The 20,224-nt window shown below is 70.0% G+C and carries 14 protein-coding genes; 8 read left to right on the forward strand and 6 right to left on the reverse strand.

Going from position 1 to position 20,224, the window contains the following annotated elements; genetic code table 11:
• Positions 1-108 precede the first annotated feature (108 nt).
• Entirely contained in the window at positions 109-843 is a 735-nt protein-coding gene (locus tag ACZ63D_RS13090) for an SDR family oxidoreductase (RefSeq protein ID WP_465354494.1), read from the forward strand.
• A gap of 161 nt (positions 844-1,004) precedes the next feature.
• On the opposite strand, the gene ACZ63D_RS13095 is transcribed toward ACZ63D_RS13090, so the two are convergent.
• A complete protein-coding gene (locus ACZ63D_RS13095) occupies positions 1,005-1,550 on the reverse strand; it encodes an HAD family acid phosphatase (RefSeq protein ID WP_465354495.1) in 546 nt (181 codons plus the stop codon).
• Positions 1,551-1,752: 202 nt separating this feature from the next.
• Positions 1,753-2,667: an oxidoreductase gene (locus tag ACZ63D_RS13100; protein WP_465354496.1), complete on the reverse strand. Its 915-nt coding sequence runs from the start codon at positions 2,665-2,667 to the stop codon at positions 1,753-1,755.
• 100 nt (positions 2,668-2,767) lie between these two features.
• Between ACZ63D_RS13100 and ACZ63D_RS13105 the strand changes: the two genes are divergently transcribed.
• The 5 genes from ACZ63D_RS13105 to ACZ63D_RS13125 all read left to right on the forward strand — a co-directional run bounded on the left by ACZ63D_RS13105 (position 2,768) and on the right by ACZ63D_RS13125 (position 11,464).
• Complete coding sequence (locus ACZ63D_RS13105; RefSeq protein ID WP_465354497.1) at positions 2,768-3,955, forward strand: amidohydrolase; 1,188 nt, start codon at positions 2,768-2,770, stop codon at positions 3,953-3,955.
• 86 nt (positions 3,956-4,041) lie between these two features.
• On the forward strand, positions 4,042-5,397 hold the full coding sequence (locus ACZ63D_RS13110; protein WP_465354498.1) for a serine hydrolase domain-containing protein: 1,356 nt from the start codon (positions 4,042-4,044) through the stop codon (positions 5,395-5,397).
• Between the two features lie 60 nt (positions 5,398-5,457).
• Positions 5,458-9,216, forward strand: a complete 3,759-nt coding sequence (locus ACZ63D_RS13115; RefSeq protein ID WP_465354499.1) for a serine/threonine-protein kinase — start codon at positions 5,458-5,460, stop codon at positions 9,214-9,216.
• Positions 9,213-10,493: a hypothetical protein gene (locus tag ACZ63D_RS13120; protein ID WP_465354500.1), complete on the forward strand. Its 1,281-nt coding sequence runs from the start codon at positions 9,213-9,215 to the stop codon at positions 10,491-10,493. The genes ACZ63D_RS13115 and ACZ63D_RS13120 overlap by 4 nt, the downstream gene beginning before the upstream one ends.
• Positions 10,490-11,464: an alpha/beta hydrolase gene (locus ACZ63D_RS13125; protein WP_465354501.1), complete on the forward strand. Its 975-nt coding sequence runs from the start codon at positions 10,490-10,492 to the stop codon at positions 11,462-11,464. Before ACZ63D_RS13120 ends, ACZ63D_RS13125 begins: the two co-directional genes overlap by 4 nt.
• A 40-nt stretch (positions 11,465-11,504) precedes the next feature.
• Here the strand turns inward: ACZ63D_RS13125 and ACZ63D_RS13130 are convergent, their stop codons facing one another.
• Positions 11,505-12,941, reverse strand: coding sequence for an aldehyde dehydrogenase family protein (locus ACZ63D_RS13130; protein ID WP_465354502.1), 1,437 nt, complete (start codon positions 12,939-12,941; stop codon positions 11,505-11,507).
• Positions 12,942-13,082: 141 nt separating this feature from the next.
• Between ACZ63D_RS13130 and ACZ63D_RS13135 the strand changes: the two genes are divergently transcribed.
• Complete coding sequence (locus ACZ63D_RS13135; RefSeq protein WP_465354503.1) at positions 13,083-14,522, forward strand: GMC family oxidoreductase; 1,440 nt, start codon at positions 13,083-13,085, stop codon at positions 14,520-14,522.
• Between the two features lie 545 nt (positions 14,523-15,067).
• Here ACZ63D_RS13135 and ACZ63D_RS13140 read toward each other — a convergent pair.
• From ACZ63D_RS13140 to ACZ63D_RS13150, 3 genes are read right to left on the reverse strand one after another with little or no spacing between them, the layout of a single operon-like run.
• Positions 15,068-16,678 carry an amidohydrolase gene (locus ACZ63D_RS13140; RefSeq protein ID WP_465354504.1) on the reverse strand — a complete coding sequence of 537 codons (1,611 nt, stop codon included), beginning with the start codon at positions 16,676-16,678 and terminating at the stop codon, positions 15,068-15,070.
• 3 nt (positions 16,679-16,681) lie between these two features.
• A complete protein-coding gene (locus tag ACZ63D_RS13145) occupies positions 16,682-17,470 on the reverse strand; it encodes a MoaF C-terminal domain-containing protein (protein ID WP_465354505.1) in 789 nt (262 codons plus the stop codon).
• A 10-nt stretch (positions 17,471-17,480) separates the two neighbouring features.
• Positions 17,481-19,352 (reverse strand): primary-amine oxidase, encoded by a 1,872-nt coding sequence (locus ACZ63D_RS13150; protein WP_465354506.1) that lies wholly within the window; start codon positions 19,350-19,352, stop codon positions 17,481-17,483.
• A 142-nt stretch (positions 19,353-19,494) separates the two neighbouring features.
• Between ACZ63D_RS13150 and ACZ63D_RS13155 the strand changes: the two genes are divergently transcribed.
• On the forward strand, positions 19,495-20,211 hold the full coding sequence (locus tag ACZ63D_RS13155) for an SDR family NAD(P)-dependent oxidoreductase (RefSeq protein ID WP_465354507.1): 717 nt from the start codon (positions 19,495-19,497) through the stop codon (positions 20,209-20,211).
• The last annotated feature ends 13 nt before the right edge of the window (positions 20,212-20,224 follow it).

The following is a 20,224-nucleotide window of genomic DNA, read 5'->3' on the forward strand; positions in this document are numbered from 1 at the left end:
CGGGCCTTCGCGAGCTTAGCGGGCCGGGGTGTCACAAATCGGCGCGCTGTCCGGTCCTGACTGGCGACGCCCGCGGCAACGGCCGCGGCGGAAACGGAGGGAACGGGCATGAAGATCGTCGTCATCGGCGGGACCGGGCGGATCGGTTCGCAGGTCGTGCGGCTGCTGGAAGGGCACGAGGTGGTGGCTGCCGCGCCGAGCACCGGCGTGGACACCTTGACCGGCGAAGGACTGCCCGGCGCGCTGCGGGGCGCCGACGTGCTGGTGGACGTGTCGAACTCGCCGTCGTTCGCGGACGACGACGTGCTGGAGTTCTTCCAGCGCTCGACCGGGAATCTGGTGCGGGCCGCGCGCGAAGCCGGGGTCGGCCATTTCGTCGCGCTGTCTGTCGTCGGCACCGACGAGCTGCCGGATTCCGGGTATCTGCGCGCGAAGGCCGCGCAGGAGAAGCTGATCCGGGAAAGCGGTCTGGCCTACACGATCGTGCGCGCGACGCAGTTCTTGGAATTCGCGGTGGCGATCGCGGACACTTCGACGGTGGACGGCGTGGTGCGGCTTTCCGACGGCGGCACACAGCCGATCGCGGCGGAGGACGTCGCGGTGGCGGTCGCGCGGGCCGCGGAGGAGCCGCCGGTCGGCGGGATCGTCGAGATCGGCGGTCCGGACGTGCTGCCGATGGACGAATGGATCCGGCGGGTGCTGACCGCGCGGAAAGACCCGCGCGAGGTGGTGACCGACCCGGACGCGAAGTACTTCGGGACGCTCCTGGGCAAGGACAGCCTGGTGCCCGCGGAAGGAGCGTGGCGGGGGAAGGTCGGGCTGGCGGAATGGCTGAGCCGGTAAAGCTCGTGAGTGGGGGGGGGGGGGGGGGGGGGGGGGGGGGGAGAGGGGGGGGGGGAGGGGGGGGGGGGGGGGGGGGAGGGGGGGGGTGGGGGGGGGGGGGGGGGGGGGGGGGTGGTGCGGGCCTTCCTCCCCCCCCCCCCCCCCCCCCCCCCACTCACGAGCTAGGAAAGCTGGCCGTCGTAATCCGGCAGCTTGAAGCCCTTTTCGTAGTTCCCGCCCTCAAGGTCGGTGGACCGGTTCCCGATGTTCGCCGTGATCGTGTAGCCCTGGCCGGTCAGTTCGGCGCGGCAGCGCTGCTTGCCCTTCGCGGTGCTCTCGCCGGACTTTCGAGTGCAGATCGCGTCGATCGGATAGCCCGCGTCGCTCAACTGCGTGCGCGCCGAGGAAGAACTGGTCCGCGCCGTGACGAACAAGACGGACACCTTGTGCTGGTCCGCCCATTGAGCGACCGCGAGCACCGGCCGGTTCGGCTCGCCGGGGTGGTATTCGGTTTCGAGCGAGGTGTTGTCGATGTCCAGCACGATCGCCAGTCCGGACCCGCCTCGCGCGACCCGGTCGGTCAGCCACGGAATGGCCGGGCCGACGGCTTCGCGCACGTCGGCCTGCCATTGGTCGTAGCTGGGCAACTCGGCCGCCGAGGCCGTGGCCGGGGCGGCGATCAGCCCGGCGACGGCGAGAATCGCGGCGCAGGCGGTTTTGACGTTCATCGGCGCGTTTTCTCCTTAGCGTGGCGGAAACTGCCGCCGATCACGCTAATCGCGCCTGGACTTCGGCCGCACCCGTCCTTCGTCGGTTAATCAAGCGAACGGAATTCGCGAGCTATTCATCGGAAACTTTCGCCAGGTTTTCCGTGGTGCAGCGGGGTGCTGACCGTGCGCGAGCCGGACGGCCAGCACCCCGGATCTGTCGTTAGCCGGCGATAGTGTCCAATTCGGCCAGGACGTCCGCGGGCAGTTCCAGATCGGCCGCCGCGACGTTCTCCCGCAAATGCGCGACCGACGAGGTGCCGGGGATCAGCAGGATGTTCGGCGACTGGTGCAGCAGCCAGGCCAGCGCGACCGCCTTCGGGCTGGCGCCGAGCCGGGCGGCGACGTCGTCCAACGTCGAGGACTGCAGCGGGCTGAACCCGCCGAGCGGCCAGAACGGGACGTAGGAAATACCCTGCGCGGCAAGGGATGCGATCAGCTTCTCGTCCCCGCGGTGCGCGACGTTGTACCAGTTCTGCACGGTGACCACCGGCGCGATCGACTGCGCCTCGGCCACCTGCTCGGCGTCGACCACGCTCACGCCGAGTTCCTTGATCTTGCCTTCCTGGCGCAGTTCGGCGAGCGCGCCGAACGGTTCGGCCAGCGAACCCGGCACCGGCGAGTGCCCGTCCGGTCCGCCGCCGACGCGGAGGTTCACCACGTCCAGCGCCTCGACGCCGAGGTTGCGCAGGTTCGACTCCACCTGTTCGCGCAGCTGCTCGGGCGAACGCTCGTGGATCCAGCCGCCGTTGTCGTCGCGCACCGCGCCGACCTTGGTGACGATCTGCAGCCCGTCGTAGGGCGCGAGCGCTTCGCGGAGCAGTTCGTTCGTCACGTACGGCCCGTAGAAGTCGGCGGTGTCGATGTGGTTCACGCCCAGTTCGACGGCCGTGCGCAGGACCGCGAGCGCCTCGTCGCGGTCGTTCGGCGGCCCGAAGACGCCGGGGCCGGCCAGCTGCATCGCGCCGTATCCCAGGCGGGCGACGGTGTGCCCGGCCAACGTGAACGTCCCGCCGGGGAGGTTGTCGGTCAATGTTCCGCCCTTCTTTCGTGCCGCGCGGTCGCGGCTGCCGTCCATGGTGCGGCCCGCCGCGCAGCGCGGCCAGTACCCCTCGGTCCTGGGAGTGTCAGGGCCAGGCTCACGGGCACTCCCTGCTCAAATTTGGTATACCATTAACATGGCTTCTCTCACTGTGACCGGCGTGCGCCCGTGGGGCGGCGCCCCGGCCGACCTCGTCCTCGAAGGCGACCGCATCTCCGACGTCCGGCCCGCGGGTTCGGCCCCGGTCGAAGGCGAGCGGATCGACGGCGCGGGCCTGCTCGCGCTGCCCGGGTTCGTCAACTCGCACGCGCACGTCGACAAGAGCTGGTGGGGCAAGCCGTGGGTGTCCTACGGCGGGGTCGCGACCACCGAAGGCCGCATCGCGCACGAGCGGGCCGAGCGGGACGCGCTGGGGATCCCGAGCGTCGAGGTCGCCGAGACAGTGCTGCGCGAGTTTCTGCGGCACGGCACCACCGCGGCGCGCAGCCATGTGGACGTCGACCTGGGGCTCGGCCTGCGCGGCATCGAAATCGTGCGGGAGGCCGCGCAGCGGCTGGGCGGCGCGGTAGAGGTCGAGATCGTGGCCTTCCCGCAGGACGGCGTGCTGCGGCGGCCCGGCGTGCTCAAGCTGCTCGACGAGGCCGCGGCGGCGGGCGCGGGCCGGATCGGCGGTCTCGACCCGGCGGGCATCGACCGGGACCCGGTCGGCCAGCTCGACGGGCTGTTCGAGATCGCCGAACGGCGGGGCGTCGGCCTCGACATCCATCTGCACGACGGCGGCGAGCTGGGCGCGTTCCAGTACGAGCTGATCGCCGACCGGACGGTGCGCGCCGGGCTGCAGGGCAAGGTCACCGTGTCGCACGGCTTCGCGCTCGGCGAGGTTCCCCCGGCGCGCCAGGCCGCTCTGCTCGACCGGATCGCCGAGGCGGGCATTTCGCTGGCGACCGTCGCGCCGGTGCGGACGGCTCCGCTGCCCTGGACTGAGCTGTCCGCGCGCGAGGTGCCGGTCGGCCTCGGCACGGACGGAATCCGCGACCTCTGGTCTCCGTACGGCGACGGCGACCTGCTGCGCATCGCGCTCGGGTTCGCCCGGTTGCACGGCCTGCGGACGGACGAGGAACTGACCGCGGCGGTGGAACTGGCGACGCGGCGGGCGGCGTCGTTCGTGGACCGGGACCGGCATGATCTGGCGCCGGGCTGCCGGGCGGACGTCGTGCTCGTGGCGGCGGAGAACGTGCCGGACGCGCTGACCCGGGTGCCGGTGCGGTCGCTGGTCATCGCGGGCGGCCGGGTCGTGGCGCGGGACGGGGAAGTGCTGATCTGAGACGTTCGTCCGGCGCTCCAGGCGAGCGCGGGTTTTTCCGTGGCTGAGACGAACTTTCCGCCTCGGCGCGGCGCTACCTTCCCGGGATGGACAAGCTCGACGCTCTCCGCACGCGGCTGGACCAGGAACTTCCCGCCCTGCTGGAACACCACCGCGTTCCCGCCGCCGTGCTCGCAGTGGCCGTCGGCGACGAGACGGCCACCGCGGCCGCCGGGGTGCTGAACCTCGGCACCGGCGTCACCGCCACGGCCGATTCGGTATTCCAAATCGGCTCGATCACCAAGGTCTGGACGGCCACCCTCGTCCTGCAGCTCGTGGACGAGGGCCTGGTCGACCTCGACGCCCCCATCCGGCAGTACCTCCCCGAGGCCAAGCTGGGCGACGCGGGCATCACCGTGCGCCAGCTGCTCAGCCACACCGCCGGATTCGAGGGCGACCTGTTCACCGACACGGGTCCCGGCGACGACGCGGTGGAGAAGTTCGTCGCGACCCTCGACGGCGTCGCCCGGCTTTTCCCGCCCGGGGAAATGTTCTCCTACAACAACGCCGGGTATGTCGTCCTCGGCCGGCTGGTCGAAGTGCTGCGCGGCAAGCATTACGAGGACTGCCTTCGCGAACACCTCGCCATTCCGCTGAACCTCCGGCAGTTTTCGCCGAACGCCAATGACGCGATCCGTTTCCGCGCCGCGATCGGGCATCTCGAACCCGAAGCGGGCGCCGGGCTCGTGCCCGCGCCGTTCTGGTCGATGCTGCGGTCCAATGGTCCGGCCGGGTCGTCGCTCGCGATGTCCGCGGCGGATTTGCTCTCCTTCGCCCGCATGCACCTTTCCGGCGGAGCCGGAGTGCTGAGCGCGAAGAGCGCCGCGGCGATGCTGGAGCGGCAGGTCAGCCTTCCGCCGCTCGGCATCATGGGCGACGCCTGGGGGCTCGGCTGGGAACTGTTCGACACCCCGGCTGGCCAGGTCTACGGCCACGACGGCAACACCATCGGCCAGGCGGCGTTCCTCCGACTGGTTCCCGAAAGCGAGCTGGTGGTGGCGTTGCTGACCAACGGCGGCGACGCGATGAGCCTGTACGCCGACCTCGTTCCCGCGCTGCTCAAGGAATTCGGAGGCGTCGAGGTGTCGCCGCCGCCCCGGCCGCCCGCCGAGCCGCGGCCGTTCGCCGCCGACCGGTATCTCGGCACTTACGCCAGCTCGGTCGCCGATCTCGTGGTCTCCCAGGACGAAGAGGGCCGGGTCTGGCTGGAACAACGTCCTAAAGGGACAGTCGCGGAGCTGGGCTCCGCGAGCAAATCCGAACTGGTCCTGCTCGAAGGCGACACGTTGATCCTTCGCGAGGCGCAGGGCGGGATCCACCTGCCGCTGGTCTTCCTCGGCGACGACGGCACCGGCCGGGCGCGATACGTCCATTCGGGGAGGGCGACCCTGCGCGCCGGGTAACCGGAAGGCTTTGCCCGAACCGAACGACCCGGCGGCCGTCCCCGGGTAAGGTTTTACCTCGTGGCCGCTGATCTGGGGTGGAATACGGGGCAGACGCGGATCTACGCTGCCGACGGCCGCCTCCTCGGCGCGGGCGTGCTGATCGGCGGCCGGTACGTGCTGACCTGCTCCCGGGCGGCCCGCGACGAAACCGCCTTCCGGGTCGAATCGGCCGGTCTCGCGGCGCTGGCCGGGCTGGTCCCGCCGCTCGCGGGCGCGCGCGGCGACCTGGCGCTGCTCGAACTGGACACTCCGGTGCCGCACGGCGCCACGCTCCGGCGAAAGGTCGAGCCCGGGCGGGAAGTCCGGATCCACAGTCTCCCGCTCCGCCTCGGCTACGGCATCTGGGTGCGCGCCACCACGGGTGCGGCCGAGGGCGAACGCGTGCCGCTCACTCTGCTGGAGGGCCGCCTCGATCCGGATCTGTCCGGCTGTCCCGCGTTCGACCGCGCCACCGGGCGGCTGCTCGGCATCGTGGTGGTGGACTACGCGGTGCGGCTGGTTCCGGCGGACACCGTGCTGGCGTACTTCCCCCAGCTGCGCGAATGGGTGACCGACGATTCGGCGGTCGAGGACCGGCTCGACGAACTCCTCGTCCGCACCGGCGCGCTGCCGCCGCCGGTCGCCGGCGACCTGCGGGTCGCGCTGCCGAAAGCGGTCCCGCCGGACCCGTTCGACGCCGTGCTGACGGACGCGGCGCTGCCGGAGCGGCACCGGTTTTGCGTGGAATGCGGCAATCCGGTGGGCCGGAGCGAGGCCGGGCGGCCCGGCCGGGTGCGCGGCTACTGCGTGCACTGCGGCACCCCGTTCACCTTCCTGCCGACCCTGGAACCGGGCACGGTCGTCGCGGACCGGTACGCGGTGCTCGGCTGCCTCGCGCACGGCGGGTTCAGCTGGATCTACCTCGCCCGCGACCAGGCCGACGGCGGCCGGTTCGTGGTGCTGAAGACCTTGATCAGCGAACGGGACCGCGGCGGTGCGCTGGCCGCCGCGCAATCCGCCGTCGTCCCGCAACTGCTGGAATTGGACCATCCGAACGTTGTCCGCACCCTCTCGCACGTCGAGCATCCGGACCCGGAAACCGGCCAGCCCACCGGATATCTGGTGATGGAGTACGTGCGCGGGATTTCGCTGCGGACAGTGTTCCAGCGCGCGAAGCGGCTGCGTCCGGAGCACGTCGCCGCGTACGGGCTGCAGTTGCTCGATGCTGTCGGCTACCTGCACGAACAGGGGTTGCTGTACGTCGATGTGAAACCGGACAACGTGCTGCAGGACGGCGATCGGATCACGCTCGTCGATCTCGGCTCGGTGCGGCGGGAGAACGACCGGGACAGCGCGATCGTCGGCACCCCGGGCTATCAGCCTTCGCGGGCCGAGCTGGAACGCGAAGGCCTCAGCGTCCGCTCGGATCTCTATTCGGTCGGCCGGACCATGGGGGAACTGCTGCGGGCGTGTTCCGGGTTCTCCGGCGGTCTCGGCCGGAGAATGCTGGAGGACCTGATCGACCGCGCGACCGCGGATTACGCCAACCGGTTCGCCACCGCCGAGGACATGGCCGAACAGCTGCGCGGAGTCTTGCGGCAACTGCTCAGCGAGCGCACTCGCCTGCCGCATCCAGCTGAGTCACAGGTCTTCGGCGAGCCCGGCGGACCTGTCGCGGCCGGGCTCGGCGTGCCCGAGTGGGATGCCTGGGCGGACGGGCCTCCGCTGCGTGCCGACGGCGTGCCGAAGCACGAGGACGCGGTGGCCGCGTTGCCGTCCGTGCTTCCGGCCGCTCGCGAAGAAATCGCCGAGGGCTGGCGCAGTGCTGTCCTGGCGTTGGAGGATGAAAGAGTCGAGGAGGCCGAAGGCCGGTTCCGCGAGTGCGCGCGGCTGGTGCCAGGTGAGCTGGCACCGTTGCTGGCCTTGGGTTTCTGCGCGGAACTGCTGGGCGCTGATGCGGCGCGGTACTACGAAGCGGTGTGGGTGCGCGACCGGGACATGGTCGCGGCGGCCTTCGGGCTCGCCCGGAGCCGGCTCGCGCTGGGCGACCGCGTGGGCGCGGCCGCGGTTCTGGACGAAGTGCCCGCGGCCAGCGGGGGATCCAACCTCGCCGCGCGGGCCGGTGCGGTGCGGGCGCTCGCCGCGACCGGGCCGGAGGAAGAGCTGCCGAGCCTGGACGAAGCCGTCGCCGCCTGGTCCCGGCTCGGCGAGCTGGACTTGGCCGAGGACGAGCAGGATCGCCTCACCGCGCTGGCTGGCGAACCGCTGCTGCGGCTGGCGGCCGAAGATCCCGCGTCCGCCAGGCGGCTGCCGGATCTGCGTCAGGTGAAGCACGATCTCGCGCACATCTACTGGGAGCACGCGAACCGGGCGTGGTCGATGCTGCGGGAGCACGCGAGCCGGGTGCGCGGCCTCGAGGTGCCGGGACCGGTTTCGGCCCCGAAAGTCGTGGTGCATCATCCGCGCTCCCTGCCGTCGCGGATTTCCAGCATGACCGTGAAGTTCACGGTCACGGCCGGCGACGGCGGCCCGGTGCGGCTGTTCGTGCGGGATTCGCCGGGGTGCGTGGTGTACCGGGTCGACCAGCTGGCTCCGACGGAACTGCCGCTGCCCTTGCCACAGCGGCAGTTCAGCGATCTGGTGCTCGATCTCGGGCAATGGGGCGCGGGGGAAACGAGGAATTACGCGTTGAGTCTGCTCGTGCCGTCGAGGTTGCCGGTCGGGCACGAGCATCAACTGGCCGCGATGTGGGTGCAGCAAGGCTCCGCGCGGTCGGAGGCGGAGACCGTCTCCGTGCGGCTGACCGACGACCCGGCCGAACTCTCCCGGACGCCGATCGGGCAGCACTTGGGCATCGAGGCCGCGGTGGACGCCGCGTTTTCCGCGTACCGCGTGGGAAATCTGGGCGCCACGCGGGAAGCGCTGGGCTCGGCGGTGACTCTGGCGGCGGCGCAGCGGAACGAGGCCGTGCTGGGCCGGCTGCGGTTGCTGGTGGACATCGTGGACGCGGAGAGCGGGCTGGTCAGTCTTCGCGGACCGCTGAACGGGGAAGACTTCCTTTCCGAGCGGATTTCGGTGCGGTTCCGGGAGCCGGTCGCCGCCGACGCGCCGGAGCTCACCGACGTGGACTACGACATGGTGGCACCTATTGAGGGGGTTTACGGGACGGTGCTCAGCGCGCGGGTCGATTCCCGGCGCGTCGACTCGCGCCGGGCGGATTCCCGGCGGGTCGATTCCCGCCGAGCGGATTCCCGCCGGGTCGACTCGCGCCGGGCCGATTCGCGCCGCGTCGATTCCCGGCGGGCGGATTCGCGGCCCGCTACCTGGCGTACCGGCCGGGTCGGCTACCCGGTGCGGCCCGAGCAGCTGGATCCGGACCCGCTCCGCCTTCGGCGCGTGGTCTGGAAAGGGTGGCGGAGGAACGAGGCGAGACCTCCGGACGACGCCCCGCCGCCGGAGCCGGGCTTGCTGGCGGCGACCGTCGAATGCCTCCCCGACGCCCCGGTGGTCGTCGGGAAGGTGGTGCGAGTCGCGGTTTCGGTGCGGCGCAAGGAACCCGCGGCCGAACCCGCCGGGGTGGTGCGGGTCCGGGTGCTGCTCGACGCCCCGCCCGGCGTGGCCCAGCCGATGTCGCGGATCGGCTGGATCACCGGCGACCGGCTGCGGGATCCGGCGGAATTCGACGTCGTCCCGCTCGCACCGGGGCCGCTGCGGCTGGTGTTCCGGATCTACCGCGAGCACGACGCCCAGCTGCTCCTGGAAATCGCGGCCGCGCTGCCGGTGGAGGTGCCGTCATGACCCGACAGCTGAGCGCCGAGGTGACCGTCGACAACACCGCCGGGCTGAGCCGTGTCGCGGTGCCGCCGTACAACCGGGCGCGGACGGTCAACCTGCGGTTCCTGGAATTCCCCGGGGCGCCCGGGCTGATCGTGCAAGCGTGGGGCAGCGCGTTCCCCGAGGACGGCGGCGGTGGCTACCAGGGCCGGATCGCGCACAGCCTCGGCGAGCTGAACTCCCGGATCGACATCCTCCGCGAAACGTGGCAGCGGCACGTCGTGGACCTCGCCGAGCGGACCGAACGCGGCCCGCGCCGGCACCCGTTCGCCGACGGCTGGGATCTGTCCGGCCGTCCGGAACTGTTGCGGCGCGCGGGTTTCGCGCTCGCCGACGCGGGTTACCTGATGTACCGGTTGCTGTTCGCCGGTCCCGACAGCGGGCTGCGGCGGATCCGGGCGCTGCTGGAACTGGCGCTCGCCGAGAGCGAGAACGTGATCAGCATCGAATCGGACAGCCTGATCGTGCCGTGGGGAATGCTGTACACGTCGCCGCGGCAGCCGGACGAGTATCCGGAGGAAGAAAACTGGTCGCTCGCCGGGTTCTGGGGCTACCGGCACGTCGTGGAGCACACCTTCTCCCGGGTCGACGACTTCGACGCGCGGATCACTGTGGACGGTGGCAAACCGGTGGTCGGGCTCAACGTCGACCACGGCGTGGACCGCCAGTTCCCGGACACGCCGTACATCGCGCCGGTGGTCGATTTCTTCCACGGCCGGGCCGAAGTGGTGCTGCGGCCCGACAAGAAAACGCTGGCCGCGCACTTCCGCAGCCGCGATTTCGCCGACCACGTCACGTATTTCGGCTGTCACGGCAAGGTGAGCGGCTCCGGTGGCTTGGTCGAACAGCCGTATCTGAAGCTCGGCGACGGCGAACGGATCTACGGCACCGACTTGATCGCGTGGCTGGCGGAAGCGCCGCTGCCGACGCGGCCGTTCGTTTACGTCGGGGCGTGCCAGGGCGGGCAGGTGACGTCGGCGTTCTACTCGGCGTTCGGAAAAGCGTTGCTGGGCAACGGCGGACGCTGCCTGATCGGACCGCAGATCGACCTGCCTCCCGCGTTCGCGTGCGAGTATTCGCGGCGGTTGTTCACCGAATTCATCGATTCGGGCGCGAAACTGGGCGACATCGTGCGTTCGCTGGCGCGCACGTTCGCCGACGAACACCACAATCCGCTCGGGCTGATGTTTTCGCTGTACCGCGGGATCGACGTGCATCTGTGGCAGGAAGGGCGACCGTGACCGAACCGGTGATCCTGGACCTCGACGAGCACGGCGATTTCGTGGACCCGGAAACCGGAAACCCGGTGCCGGCCGAGGCGACGCCGCGCTTTCTGGCCCGGTGGCTGGAAGTTCCGGAGACGGCCACCGACATCGTCGTGTTCGTGCACGGCTGGCAGAACAACCGGGAAACCGCCGACCGGCGAGCCCGGCAGTTCTTCGGCCTGCTGGAAGAACGCTACGCGGACGGGTCTTACGAAGGAATCGGTGCGTGGCAAGGGTTTTACGTCATGGTGCGCTGGCCTTCGATGAGCAACCCGTTTATCACCGGCTACCGGCGGATCCGCGATCGTGCGCACAAGATGACCACCGACGGGCGGGCCGCGGAAGCGCTCGGCCAACTGCTCGGCTATCTCAACGCGGAACGTCAATTGCCCGGCAACGCGCCGAGTTTGCGGACCGTCACCGGCCAGTACCTGCATTGCGTCGGCCATTCCTTCGGCGGCCGGTTCGTGTTGGAAGCGGTGCAGTCCGCGGCGGGGGACGGCCCGCCGGTGCTCGGCTGGGACCGGGCGGATCCGCGTTATCCCTACACTGTGGACACTCTGCTGGTCTTTCAGATGGCGGCCCGGCCGGACATTTTCACCAGCCGTTTCGCGCCGGTGCTGCGCGACGCCCCGATCAACGGACCGATCGTGCTGACCCGTTCCCGCTTCGATCGCGCCACCGGCTTGTGGCATCGGCTCGCGGAGGGCGTGCGGGGGATCGGGAACATCGGCGTCAAAGCCCCGGCCGACGAGATCGCGAACACCGTGCTGCACAAGGTGACAGCGGAGTATTCACGGTCCGAAATGGACCGGCGGATCGTCAACGTCGAGTCGGGCTGGCGGTTCCGGCGCGGGCGGTGGTGGAATCCAGCCGGGGCGCATTCGGACATCTGGTACCCGGAGTCGGCGCATTTGCTGCTGTCGCTGGCCGAACTGGCCCGCTGAACGAGGCTCGGCGGTCTGGCCCGCCGAGCCCCGGAAGCGTTCAGTAACCGTAGTGCAGCCAAACAGCTTTCGTTTCGGTGTACGCGTCCAGCGCCCACGGACCCATTTCGCGGCCCCAGCCCGATGCCTTGTAACCACCCCACGGCGCGGCCATGTCCGGAATCGGCGGCATGTTCACGAATACCGCACCCGCGCGGATCCCGTCCGCATAGCGTTGCGCGGTACGGATGTCGCGGGTCCACACGGTCGCGGCGAGGCCGTACTGCGTGTCGTTCGCGCGCGCGACCAGCTCGTCCGGGTCGTCGTAAGGTGTCACCGCCAGCACCGGGCCGAAGATTTCCTCCCGCATGATCGTCATGGTGTCCGTGACGCCCGCGAACAGCGTCGGCTGGTAGAAGTAGCCTTCGCGGTCTACTTCCGAACCCCCGGTGATCAGGTCCGCGCCTTCGGAACGGCCGGTGGCCACCAGGTTCGCCACGTGCCTGCGGTGCTTGTCCGACACGAGCGGCCCGACTTGCGTCGTCTCGTCCAGACCCGGCCCGACCCGCAGTCCGGCGAGTCCGGCGGCCATCTTCTCCACGAATTCCTGCTCGCGCTTGCGGTCGACGTAGAACCGCGTGTACGCCGCGCAGACCTGCCCGGTGTTCAGCGTCGCGCCGGCGAGGTTGCCCGCGACGGCGGCGTCCAGGTCGGCGTCCGCGGCGATGATGCTCGGGGCCTTGCCGCCGAGTTCGAGGGTCAGCCGCTTGAGGTTGGATTCCGCGCTCGCCGCGGTGATCAGCTTCCCGACCGCGGTGGAACCGGTATAGGAGACGTGGTCGACGTCCTGGTGCGAGCTCAGCATCGCGCCCACCGGACCGTCGCCGGTCACCAGGTTGACCACGCCCGCTGGGATACCAGCCCGCTCAGTCAGCTGTACCAGCCGGATGCTGGTCAGCGGCGTGACCTCGCTGGGTTTGATCACCACGGTGTTACCGGTGGCCAGCGCGGGCGCGAGCTTCCACACGAGGATCATCAGCGGGAAGTTCCACGGCGTGATCAGCGCGTTGACGCCGACCGGCTCGCGGCGCGTGTAATGCAGGGTGTCCGGGAACGAAACCGGGTTCGTGGTGCCCTGGATTTTCGTGACCCAGCCGGCGAAGTACCGCAGGTGCTCGGCCGCGCCGGTGACGCTCACCTGGCGCGAGATGCCGATCGGCTGGCCCTGGTCGCGGGTTTCCAGCGCGGCGAGTTCCTCGTGGTGTTCGTCGACGAGGTCGGCGAGGCGGAACAGCAGTTTCGCCCGCTGCACCGGCGCGAGCCCGGCCCACTCCGGCGACGTCAGCGCGCGACGCGCGGCGGCCACCGCGGCGTCGACGTCGGCCTGCGTTGCCGTCCCGACGTCTTCGAGAACCGCGCCGGTGGCCGGATCGCGGGTCGGGATGGGCTCCCCGCCGGCCTCGGTCCACTGACCGTCGATGAACAGGCGTGTCGCCATGGTGCTCCCTAGTCCCGATCTTCTGGTCGCTCCCGAGTATCGGCGCGCGGCGGGCGAGCGGTCTTGTCCGCGAGGGCACGCCCGTTGTCGGCGAGTGAAGACAATTCCGGGCGGAGCCGGGGGACCGGTCAGGATCAGCACATGGACGTGATCGTGGCAGGTGCGGGTTCGGCGGGCTCGGTGGTGTGCCGGCGGCTGGTCGACGCGGGCGCGAAGGTGACGCTGCTGGAAGCGGGCGGACCGGACACGAACGCGGCGATCCACGACCCGTCGCGCGCGGCGGAACTGTGGCACGGCGCGGAAGACTGGGATTACTACACGGTGCCGCAGCCGCACGCCGGAAACCGCAGGCTGCACCTGCCGCGCGGCAAAGTGCTCGGCGGCTCGCATTCGCTGAACGCGATGATCTGGGTCCGCGGCGCGGCGGCGGACTACGACGGCTGGGACCTGCCCGGCTGGTCCTGGGACGACGTGCGCCCGGTGTACGAACGGATCGAACGCGACCTGCTCGACCTGGAACGGCACGACCCGCTGCAGCCGATCCAGCAGTCCATTGTGGACGCCGCGCAGGAAATCGGCCTGCCGTTCAACGACAATTACAACGATGGCACCCTCGACGGCATCTCCGTGCAGCAGGTCACCATGACCGGCGGACGGCGGCGCAACACCTGGCTCTGCTACGCCGAACCGGTCGCCGGGCAGATGACCGTGCACACCGGTGCGCTAGTGCATCGGGTGCTCTTCGACGGCGATCGCTGCATCGGCGTGCAGGCGGAGATCGACGGCAAACTGGAATCGCTGTTCGCCGACCAGGTCGTGCTCGCCGCCGGCGCGCTGGCGTCCCCGGCGATCCTGCTGCGCAGCGGAATCGGCCCAGCCGACGACGTCGCCGCGCTGGGCCTGGACGTCGTCGCGGACCTGCCGGGCGTCGGCGAGAACCTGCACGACCACCTGCTGTCGCCGGTCATCTTCGCCACCGACCGGCGAGAGGTCGCCCCGCCGCGGACCGGGCTTTCGGTGACGCAGACGCACCTGTTCTGGCGCAGCCGCCCGGGACTGCCGGTGCCCGACACCCAGCCGATCCACTTCAGCGTGCCGATGTACGAACCGTGGATGACCGGACCGCCGACCGGGTTTTCCCTGATGGCGGGCATGATCACGCCGCAAAGCCGCGGAACGCTGCGGCTGCGCAGCGCGGATCCGGCCGAGATGCCGCTGATCGATCTCGCCGCCCTCGCCCACCCGGCGGATTTCGAGAGCCTGGTCGCGTCGGTAGAACAATGCCGGTCGATCGGCCGCGCCCCGGCACTGGCCGAAGAGTGGGGCGCGCGAGAGCTGTACCCGGGACCGGCGGACGTCCGGGAGTACGTCCGCCGCACCGCGATCACCTACCACCACCAGGTCGGCACCTGCCGGATGGGAACGGACGAGCTGGCGGTGACGGACCCGACGCTGGCGGTGCGCGGCGTGTCCGGCCTGCGGGTCGCGGACGCCTCGGTGCTGCCGCGGGTGATCAGCGGGAACACGAACGCGCCCGCGGTGCTGATGGGGGAGCGGGTGGCGGAGTTCATGCTGGGGTGAGGGATTCGTGCGTGGCGATCGCGGTTCTCACTGCGATTGCCACGCCCTCAAGTCCTCGGTGGCGGGCGGTTGTGGGGTGCGGTTCTGGACGGGCATCATCCCTCGGTGGCTCGGTGGCTCGGTGGCTCGGTGGCTCGGTGGCTCGGTGGCTCGGTGGCTCGGTGGCTCGGTGGCTCGGTGGCTCGGTGGCTCGGTGGCTCGATCGCTTGGCAGTTGGGCTGCTCGGTCGCTTGGCAGCTCGGCGTCGCTGGGCTGCTCGGCTGCTCAGTCGCTTGGCAGCTGGGCTGCTCGGTCGCTTGGCCACCGTGCTGTCACGGCACGGCCGCGCTGTCGCGGATTGGTGTTCCTTGCCCATGCCCCCGCGGAGCAAACCCCCGCCCACCTCGGGGGGACGGCCCTTGCCCAGTCTATCCGCCCCCACCGACACTCCCGGCCCCCTCAGCCAGGTTGTCCACAGCAAGCGCGAGTTGGGGAAAAGCCCCGCACGCGCCGCAGGGGTCGTGCGGGACGAGTCCGGTCAGAACCGGTACCGCCCCGCACAACCCTCAATCTCGCGCGAACACCCGCTTGCCGCCGAACCACGTCTCCCGCACCGTGATCCCGGCCAGTTCGTTCGCCGGGGTCTTGAACGGATCCTGGTCCAGCACCACGAAATCCGCCGACTTTCCCGGCGTCAGCGAGCCGGTCACGTCGTCCAGCCCGCAAGCCCGCGCCGAGTTCAGCGTGAACACCTGGATCGCCTCGGCCAGGGTGATCGCCTGCTCCGGCCACAGGCTTCCCGGATGCCTGCCGTACGGGTCCTGCCGCGTGATCAGGCCCTCGATGCCTTCCCAGGCGTTCGGGGATTCGCTCACCGGCCAGTCCGAACCCCCGGCGACCAGTGCGCCGGTGTCCAGCAGCGCCCGGTTCGGCTGCATGCGCGCCGCGCGTTCGGCCGGGATCACCTGCGCGATGGCGTCCGGGATCACGCCGGGAACCCACAGGAACGGTGAGATATCAGCCGACACGTTGAGTGTCGCGAATCGTTCCAGATCGTCCGGGTGGATGAACTGTCCGTGCGCCACCTGGATTTTCGTCGTGTAGTCGCCGCGGGCGCGCAGGGCACCGGCAGCGTCCAAAGTGGCCCGGACGGCCGCGTCGCCCGCGCAGTGGATTTTCGCGGAAAGCCCAGCCGCGGCCGCGACGTCCAGCCAGCTGGAGAGTTCTTCGGGCGGCATCGTGGTGTCGCCGCAGAAGCACTCATGGTGCAGGTACGGCTCCAAGAACGCCGCGGTGTGCGCGGGCGGCGTGCCGTCGAGGAAGATCTTCACGAAGTCCGGCCGGTGGTGCTCGCTGCGGTACGCCGCGGCGCGGTCGAGCAACGGTTTGCCGATCGGGTCCGCGCCGAAGATCGGGTCGTTCACCAGCATTGACGACACTACCCACGCGGCCAGTTCGCCCGCGTCGTCCAGCGTTTTCAGCGCGGCGAGGATATCCAGCGTCGCCCCGGCGTCTTGAAACGCCGTAATGCCGTACGAGTGCAGGATTTCGATCGCCCGCCGCGACGCTTCGGCGTGCTGCTCGGCGGTGAGCGTGCGGGTGTCCCTCATCGCCCGCTCCACTGCGAGGCCTGCGGTCTCGATGAGCAGGCCGGTCGGTGCGCCGCTGTCCAGGTCGCGGTGGATCGTGCCGCCCGCCGGGTCCGGAGTGGACTCGGTGATCCCGGCCAGTTCCAGCGCCCGGCTGCTTGCCCACCGGTTGTGCCGGCTGTCCTCCATCAGCACCACGGGCCGTCCGCCCGCGGCTTCGTCCAAGGCGCGCCGCACGGAGTCGTGGCCGAGCTCGGTGGCCAAAGTGGACGGCCAGGCCCCGCCGACCACCCACTCGTCCGGACCGAGCTTCGCCGACCATTCCCTTACCGCAGCGAGGATTTCGTCGAGACCCGAGCCGCTTTCCAGGCGCAGTTCGAACAATTCCCGCCCGGCGAGGGCATGGTGGCTGTGCACGTCCACGAACCCCGGCAGCACGAACGCGCCGCCGAGATCGACGACCTCGGTGTCCGGACCAGCCTCAGCGGCGGTGATCCGGCCGTTCTCCACCGCGAGCGAGGTCGCCCACGGCCGGTCTTCGTCCACTGTGTACACAGTGGCGTTGGTGAGGAGCAGTTCAGGCGCCACGGGTCACTGTCCAGCAGGGTCGTAGTTCGGCGAATAAACGGTGTTGCTGAGCAGACGGCCGTATGCGCCGAAGGTGAAGTGCGTCGGCGTCTTGCCATCTTCCGCGAGCCCGAACAGCGAACCGTGCGAACGCAGCTCCCGCACGTTGCGGTGGTCTGCGACGGTCACCGAGGCGCACGGGATGACCTTCTCGCGCCAAGTGAACACGTAGATTCCCGGCCGGATCTGGTAGACAGAATTCTCGTCGGTGTCGGCGAGCCCGCGCTCCGGACCGGAGAGGCACTGCCAGCTGTACCAGTGCGGGGTGAGGTAGACGTGCTCGTACGCGTGCTCTTCGCTGTAAACCCACTGCACGCGGCGGCCGATCAACGCCGTGCTGGGCGCGATTTCCTCGCCGTGCGCCTCGCGGCCCTGAATGGTCGCGGGACGGAACCGTTGTGTCACCCGGGGAAGTCCGTCGCCGATGGTGCTCGTGATGAGCAGCGCACGGCCCTGGCGCACGTCCAGCAGCAGGCTGTACGAGGTTTCCGCGCCTGGGTGGAACTGCACGTAGAAGAGTCCAGCGTCCACGAGGAATGTCTCGGACGCGGTCTCTCCGGTGGTGCCGTCTTCGTCCCAGGACGCCTGGCCGCCGGAGAAGCTGATCGAGAACGCGCCGCCATCAGCACAGTCCAAAGTGAACGACTGGTTGTCGAGATCGTCCACAGTGGCCGCTTTGTTGGCGTCGAAGCCGGGAGCGAGACCGTCGAGCGGAAGCCAGGTGGAGGTGTCGGACAGATTGGTCGCGGGCATGGAGCCTTCCTCAGTGTTCACAGTGGCCGTGGGCGGCCGAGGGCAGGTCGAGTGCCGGGTTCCGGTCGCAGAACCCGTAGGGGCGCAGCATGAATCCGGAGTAGTCGACCGGCATCACCGGCCAGTCCTCCGGACGGGGGATGTGCGTCGGTCCGAAGACGTGCCACAGCACGACGTCGGTGTCGTTGACGGAGCGGTCGGCTGCTGTCCACGCGGGCAGGCCAGCACCGCCTGGGTGCGCGTTGGGCCGGTCGCCGGCGGGGAAGCGTTCGTCCGGCGCGTACGGCGTGACCCATAGGTGGTTCGTGGCGAAGGTTGCGCGCTGGTACACCGACGATTCCGGTTGTGCCATAAGGGTTGCCGACGGTCGCGGCACGAGCTGGTAGGCGGTCGGCGCGCCGAGCCGGTTCGTGTGCTCGGTGCTGCGCACCTCCCACACCCGCGCTGCCGCCGGGTTCGCGTGCCGTTTCGCTTCCTGCTCGGTGCGCAGTTCCGTGGCCTTCCACGTGAAGGCGTTGCCATACGGATTCTCGTCGCCGATCGGAATGCCGACCGCGTCCACTTCGTACACCGAGTTGCGCTGGCCGTCGACGGCGAAGTCGAGCCGGGCGCAGAACAGGTGCTGGTGCACCGGTGCGAACAGGCCAGGCGCGATCTCGGACGCGTGCGGCTGCGCGGACCCCGGCTCGGCGGCTCCGGAGAAGACGATGCCGGTTGCCTTGGCCTCGCATTCGATGGTGCCGTCGAGGTAGAGATACCAGAAGAAGCCGTAGTCGTAATTGCCGATGGTGGAGATCGATGAGATCACCAGCCGGCGCGAGCGGCGGACCTCGGCCTTGCCGTCGAGATCTGTGTGCTTCCAGAGGATTCCGTAGTCCTCCTCGTGCATGCAGATCGCGTTCGGCACGCGCACCGGCTGACCGTGGTCGTCGGCGAGGAAGGCGTCGAAATAGTGGATCACGCCGAGGCAGTCGCAGCCGAGGCGCAGGCTGTTGCCGTTCTTGCCGAGCAGGTATTCGCCAGCGTCGAAGTAGCTGATCCAGAACCGGCCGATTGATGTATCACCGTAGGGAACAACCATCTCAGGCACCGACGCGCGATATAGCACCGAACGGTCCTGGAAGGTCAGCTGATGCAGGGTGAGGCCTTCACGCGCGTTGAAGCCGACGCGCAGCTGCCAGCCCTCCCAGGTCACCAGCGAGCCGTCGACCTGGAAGCTCGGGCCTTCCGGCTGGGTGATCTCGATCGGCTTGAGCGTGGTGCGCGCGGGATGGTGGCCGTAACGGCCGGAGTCCTCCGGGACAGCGGCGTCGCCCTCGTCCTCGACCCGGAGCACGCGCTGCTCAGTGAGGTTGAGGTGCGTGACGAGGCCCTCGACGGGATGCGCCCAGGGGCTGTCGGTGCTGTCTTCGCGCAGGAAGGTGAGCGAACGGATGACGCGGCCAGTCTCGTCCTCGCGGCCGAAATAGCCGGGAGCGAGCGGGGCGCAGAACGCGTGCTCGATGCGGTCGCCGAGGCCACGGCGGTGCATCGCCGCCTGCCATTCCGGGGAGGCCTTCGTGATGGCCTCGGCCAGGTCATATTCCTCGAAGAGATACGGAGGCTGGCCCTCGCCGCACTTCTCGTGGCTGACCAGCTCCCCGGCGGTCACCGAGACGACCGCGTCGGCCGATTCGCCGGTCGCGGTGTCGAGCAGGGTGAACTGGATCCGGCGGTCGGCCGGGGCTCCGGCCAGCACGGCGGCCTTGTCCGGCTCCACCGGGAGGACCTGCGGAAACCGGGTCGTCTCGGTGATCAGCCCCTGTGCCTCCAGCACCGCCCGGCCGGCGGCGAGCTCGTCGGCGGTCAGCGGGTCAAGGGGGTGCGGGTGTGCGTTGCTCATGGTGTCCCTTCGCGCTCCTCGCCGCAGTGTTCGCGGTGGCCCGGGGGCAGCGGTAGCCGGGCAGCGGGGGTCGTGCGGTCGCTGACAACAAGGATGCACTCGTTGCCAATCCCCGCGGCGGCCGTTGCTGCACGATTGCCGGATGCGACTCGATCTCTCCGGCAAGGCCGTGCTGATCACCGGTGCCGCGTCGGGCATCGGGCTGGCCTGCGCGCGGGCGTTCCTGGAAGAGGGCGCGCGGGTCGGCGTCCTGGACCGGGTCCGGCCGCCGTCGCTGCCCGGGGACGTCGTCGCGGCGCGGGCGGACATCACCGACGAGGCGCAGGTCGCCGCGGCGGTGCAGCTCGTGGCGGAGTCGTTCGGCGGGATTGACGTGGTAGTCGGCTGCGCTGGGATATCAGGACCGGTCGGACGGCCGCTCGCCGAAACCAGCGCCGAGGACTTCACGTCGGTGCTGGCGGTGAACGTGCTGGGGCAGTTCCTGGTCGCGAAGCACGCCCGGCCGTGGCTGGGAGACGGGAGTTCGATCGTCTTCCTCGCCAGCGATTCGGCCTTCGTGTGCGCGCCGGGGATGGTGCCCTACTGCGCGTCGAAGGGCGCGGTGGTGTCGATGACGCGGGCGCTGTCGGTCGAATTCGACGGCGTCCGGGTCAATTGCGTGTGCCCGTCGGTGGTCGATACGCCGATGGCGCGCGGGGATCTGGGGGATCTGCTGGACGCACCGGGATTTCCGGTGCAGGCGGCCGAGGACGTCGCCCAGCAAGTGGTGTATCTGGCTTCCGCGCGGGCGCGGACGGTGAACGGACAGGCCTTGCTCGCCGACTTCGGCGTATCCGCTCGGTCTGGGTTTCCTGCTTGAGAGGGAAGGAAAA

Source organism: Amycolatopsis sp. NPDC104775 (genome assembly GCF_055583325.1).

Bases quoted from the DNA above. Each gene is read 5' to 3' on its own strand.
- ACZ63D_RS13090 (WP_465354494.1), top strand. From the start codon at position 109: ATGAAGATCGTCGTCATCGGCGGGACCGGGCGGATCGGTTCGCAGGTC.
- ACZ63D_RS13095 (WP_465354495.1), bottom strand. From the start codon at position 1,550: ATGAACGTCAAAACCGCCTGCGCCGCGATTCTCGCCGTCGCCGGGCTG.
- ACZ63D_RS13100 (WP_465354496.1), bottom strand. From the start codon at position 2,667: ATGGACGGCAGCCGCGACCGCGCGGCACGAAAGAAGGGCGGAACATTG.
- ACZ63D_RS13105 (WP_465354497.1), top strand. From the start codon at position 2,768: ATGGCTTCTCTCACTGTGACCGGCGTGCGCCCGTGGGGCGGCGCCCCG.
- ACZ63D_RS13110 (WP_465354498.1), top strand. From the start codon at position 4,042: ATGGACAAGCTCGACGCTCTCCGCACGCGGCTGGACCAGGAACTTCCC.
- ACZ63D_RS13120 (WP_465354500.1), top strand. From the start codon at position 9,213: ATGACCCGACAGCTGAGCGCCGAGGTGACCGTCGACAACACCGCCGGG.
- ACZ63D_RS13130 (WP_465354502.1), bottom strand. From the start codon at position 12,941: ATGGCGACACGCCTGTTCATCGACGGTCAGTGGACCGAGGCCGGCGGG.
- ACZ63D_RS13135 (WP_465354503.1), top strand. From the start codon at position 13,083: ATGGACGTGATCGTGGCAGGTGCGGGTTCGGCGGGCTCGGTGGTGTGC.
- ACZ63D_RS13145 (WP_465354505.1), bottom strand. From the start codon at position 17,470: ATGCCCGCGACCAATCTGTCCGACACCTCCACCTGGCTTCCGCTCGAC.
- ACZ63D_RS13150 (WP_465354506.1), bottom strand. From the start codon at position 19,352: ATGAGCAACGCACACCCGCACCCCCTTGACCCGCTGACCGCCGACGAG.
- ACZ63D_RS13155 (WP_465354507.1), top strand. From the start codon at position 19,495: ATGCGACTCGATCTCTCCGGCAAGGCCGTGCTGATCACCGGTGCCGCG.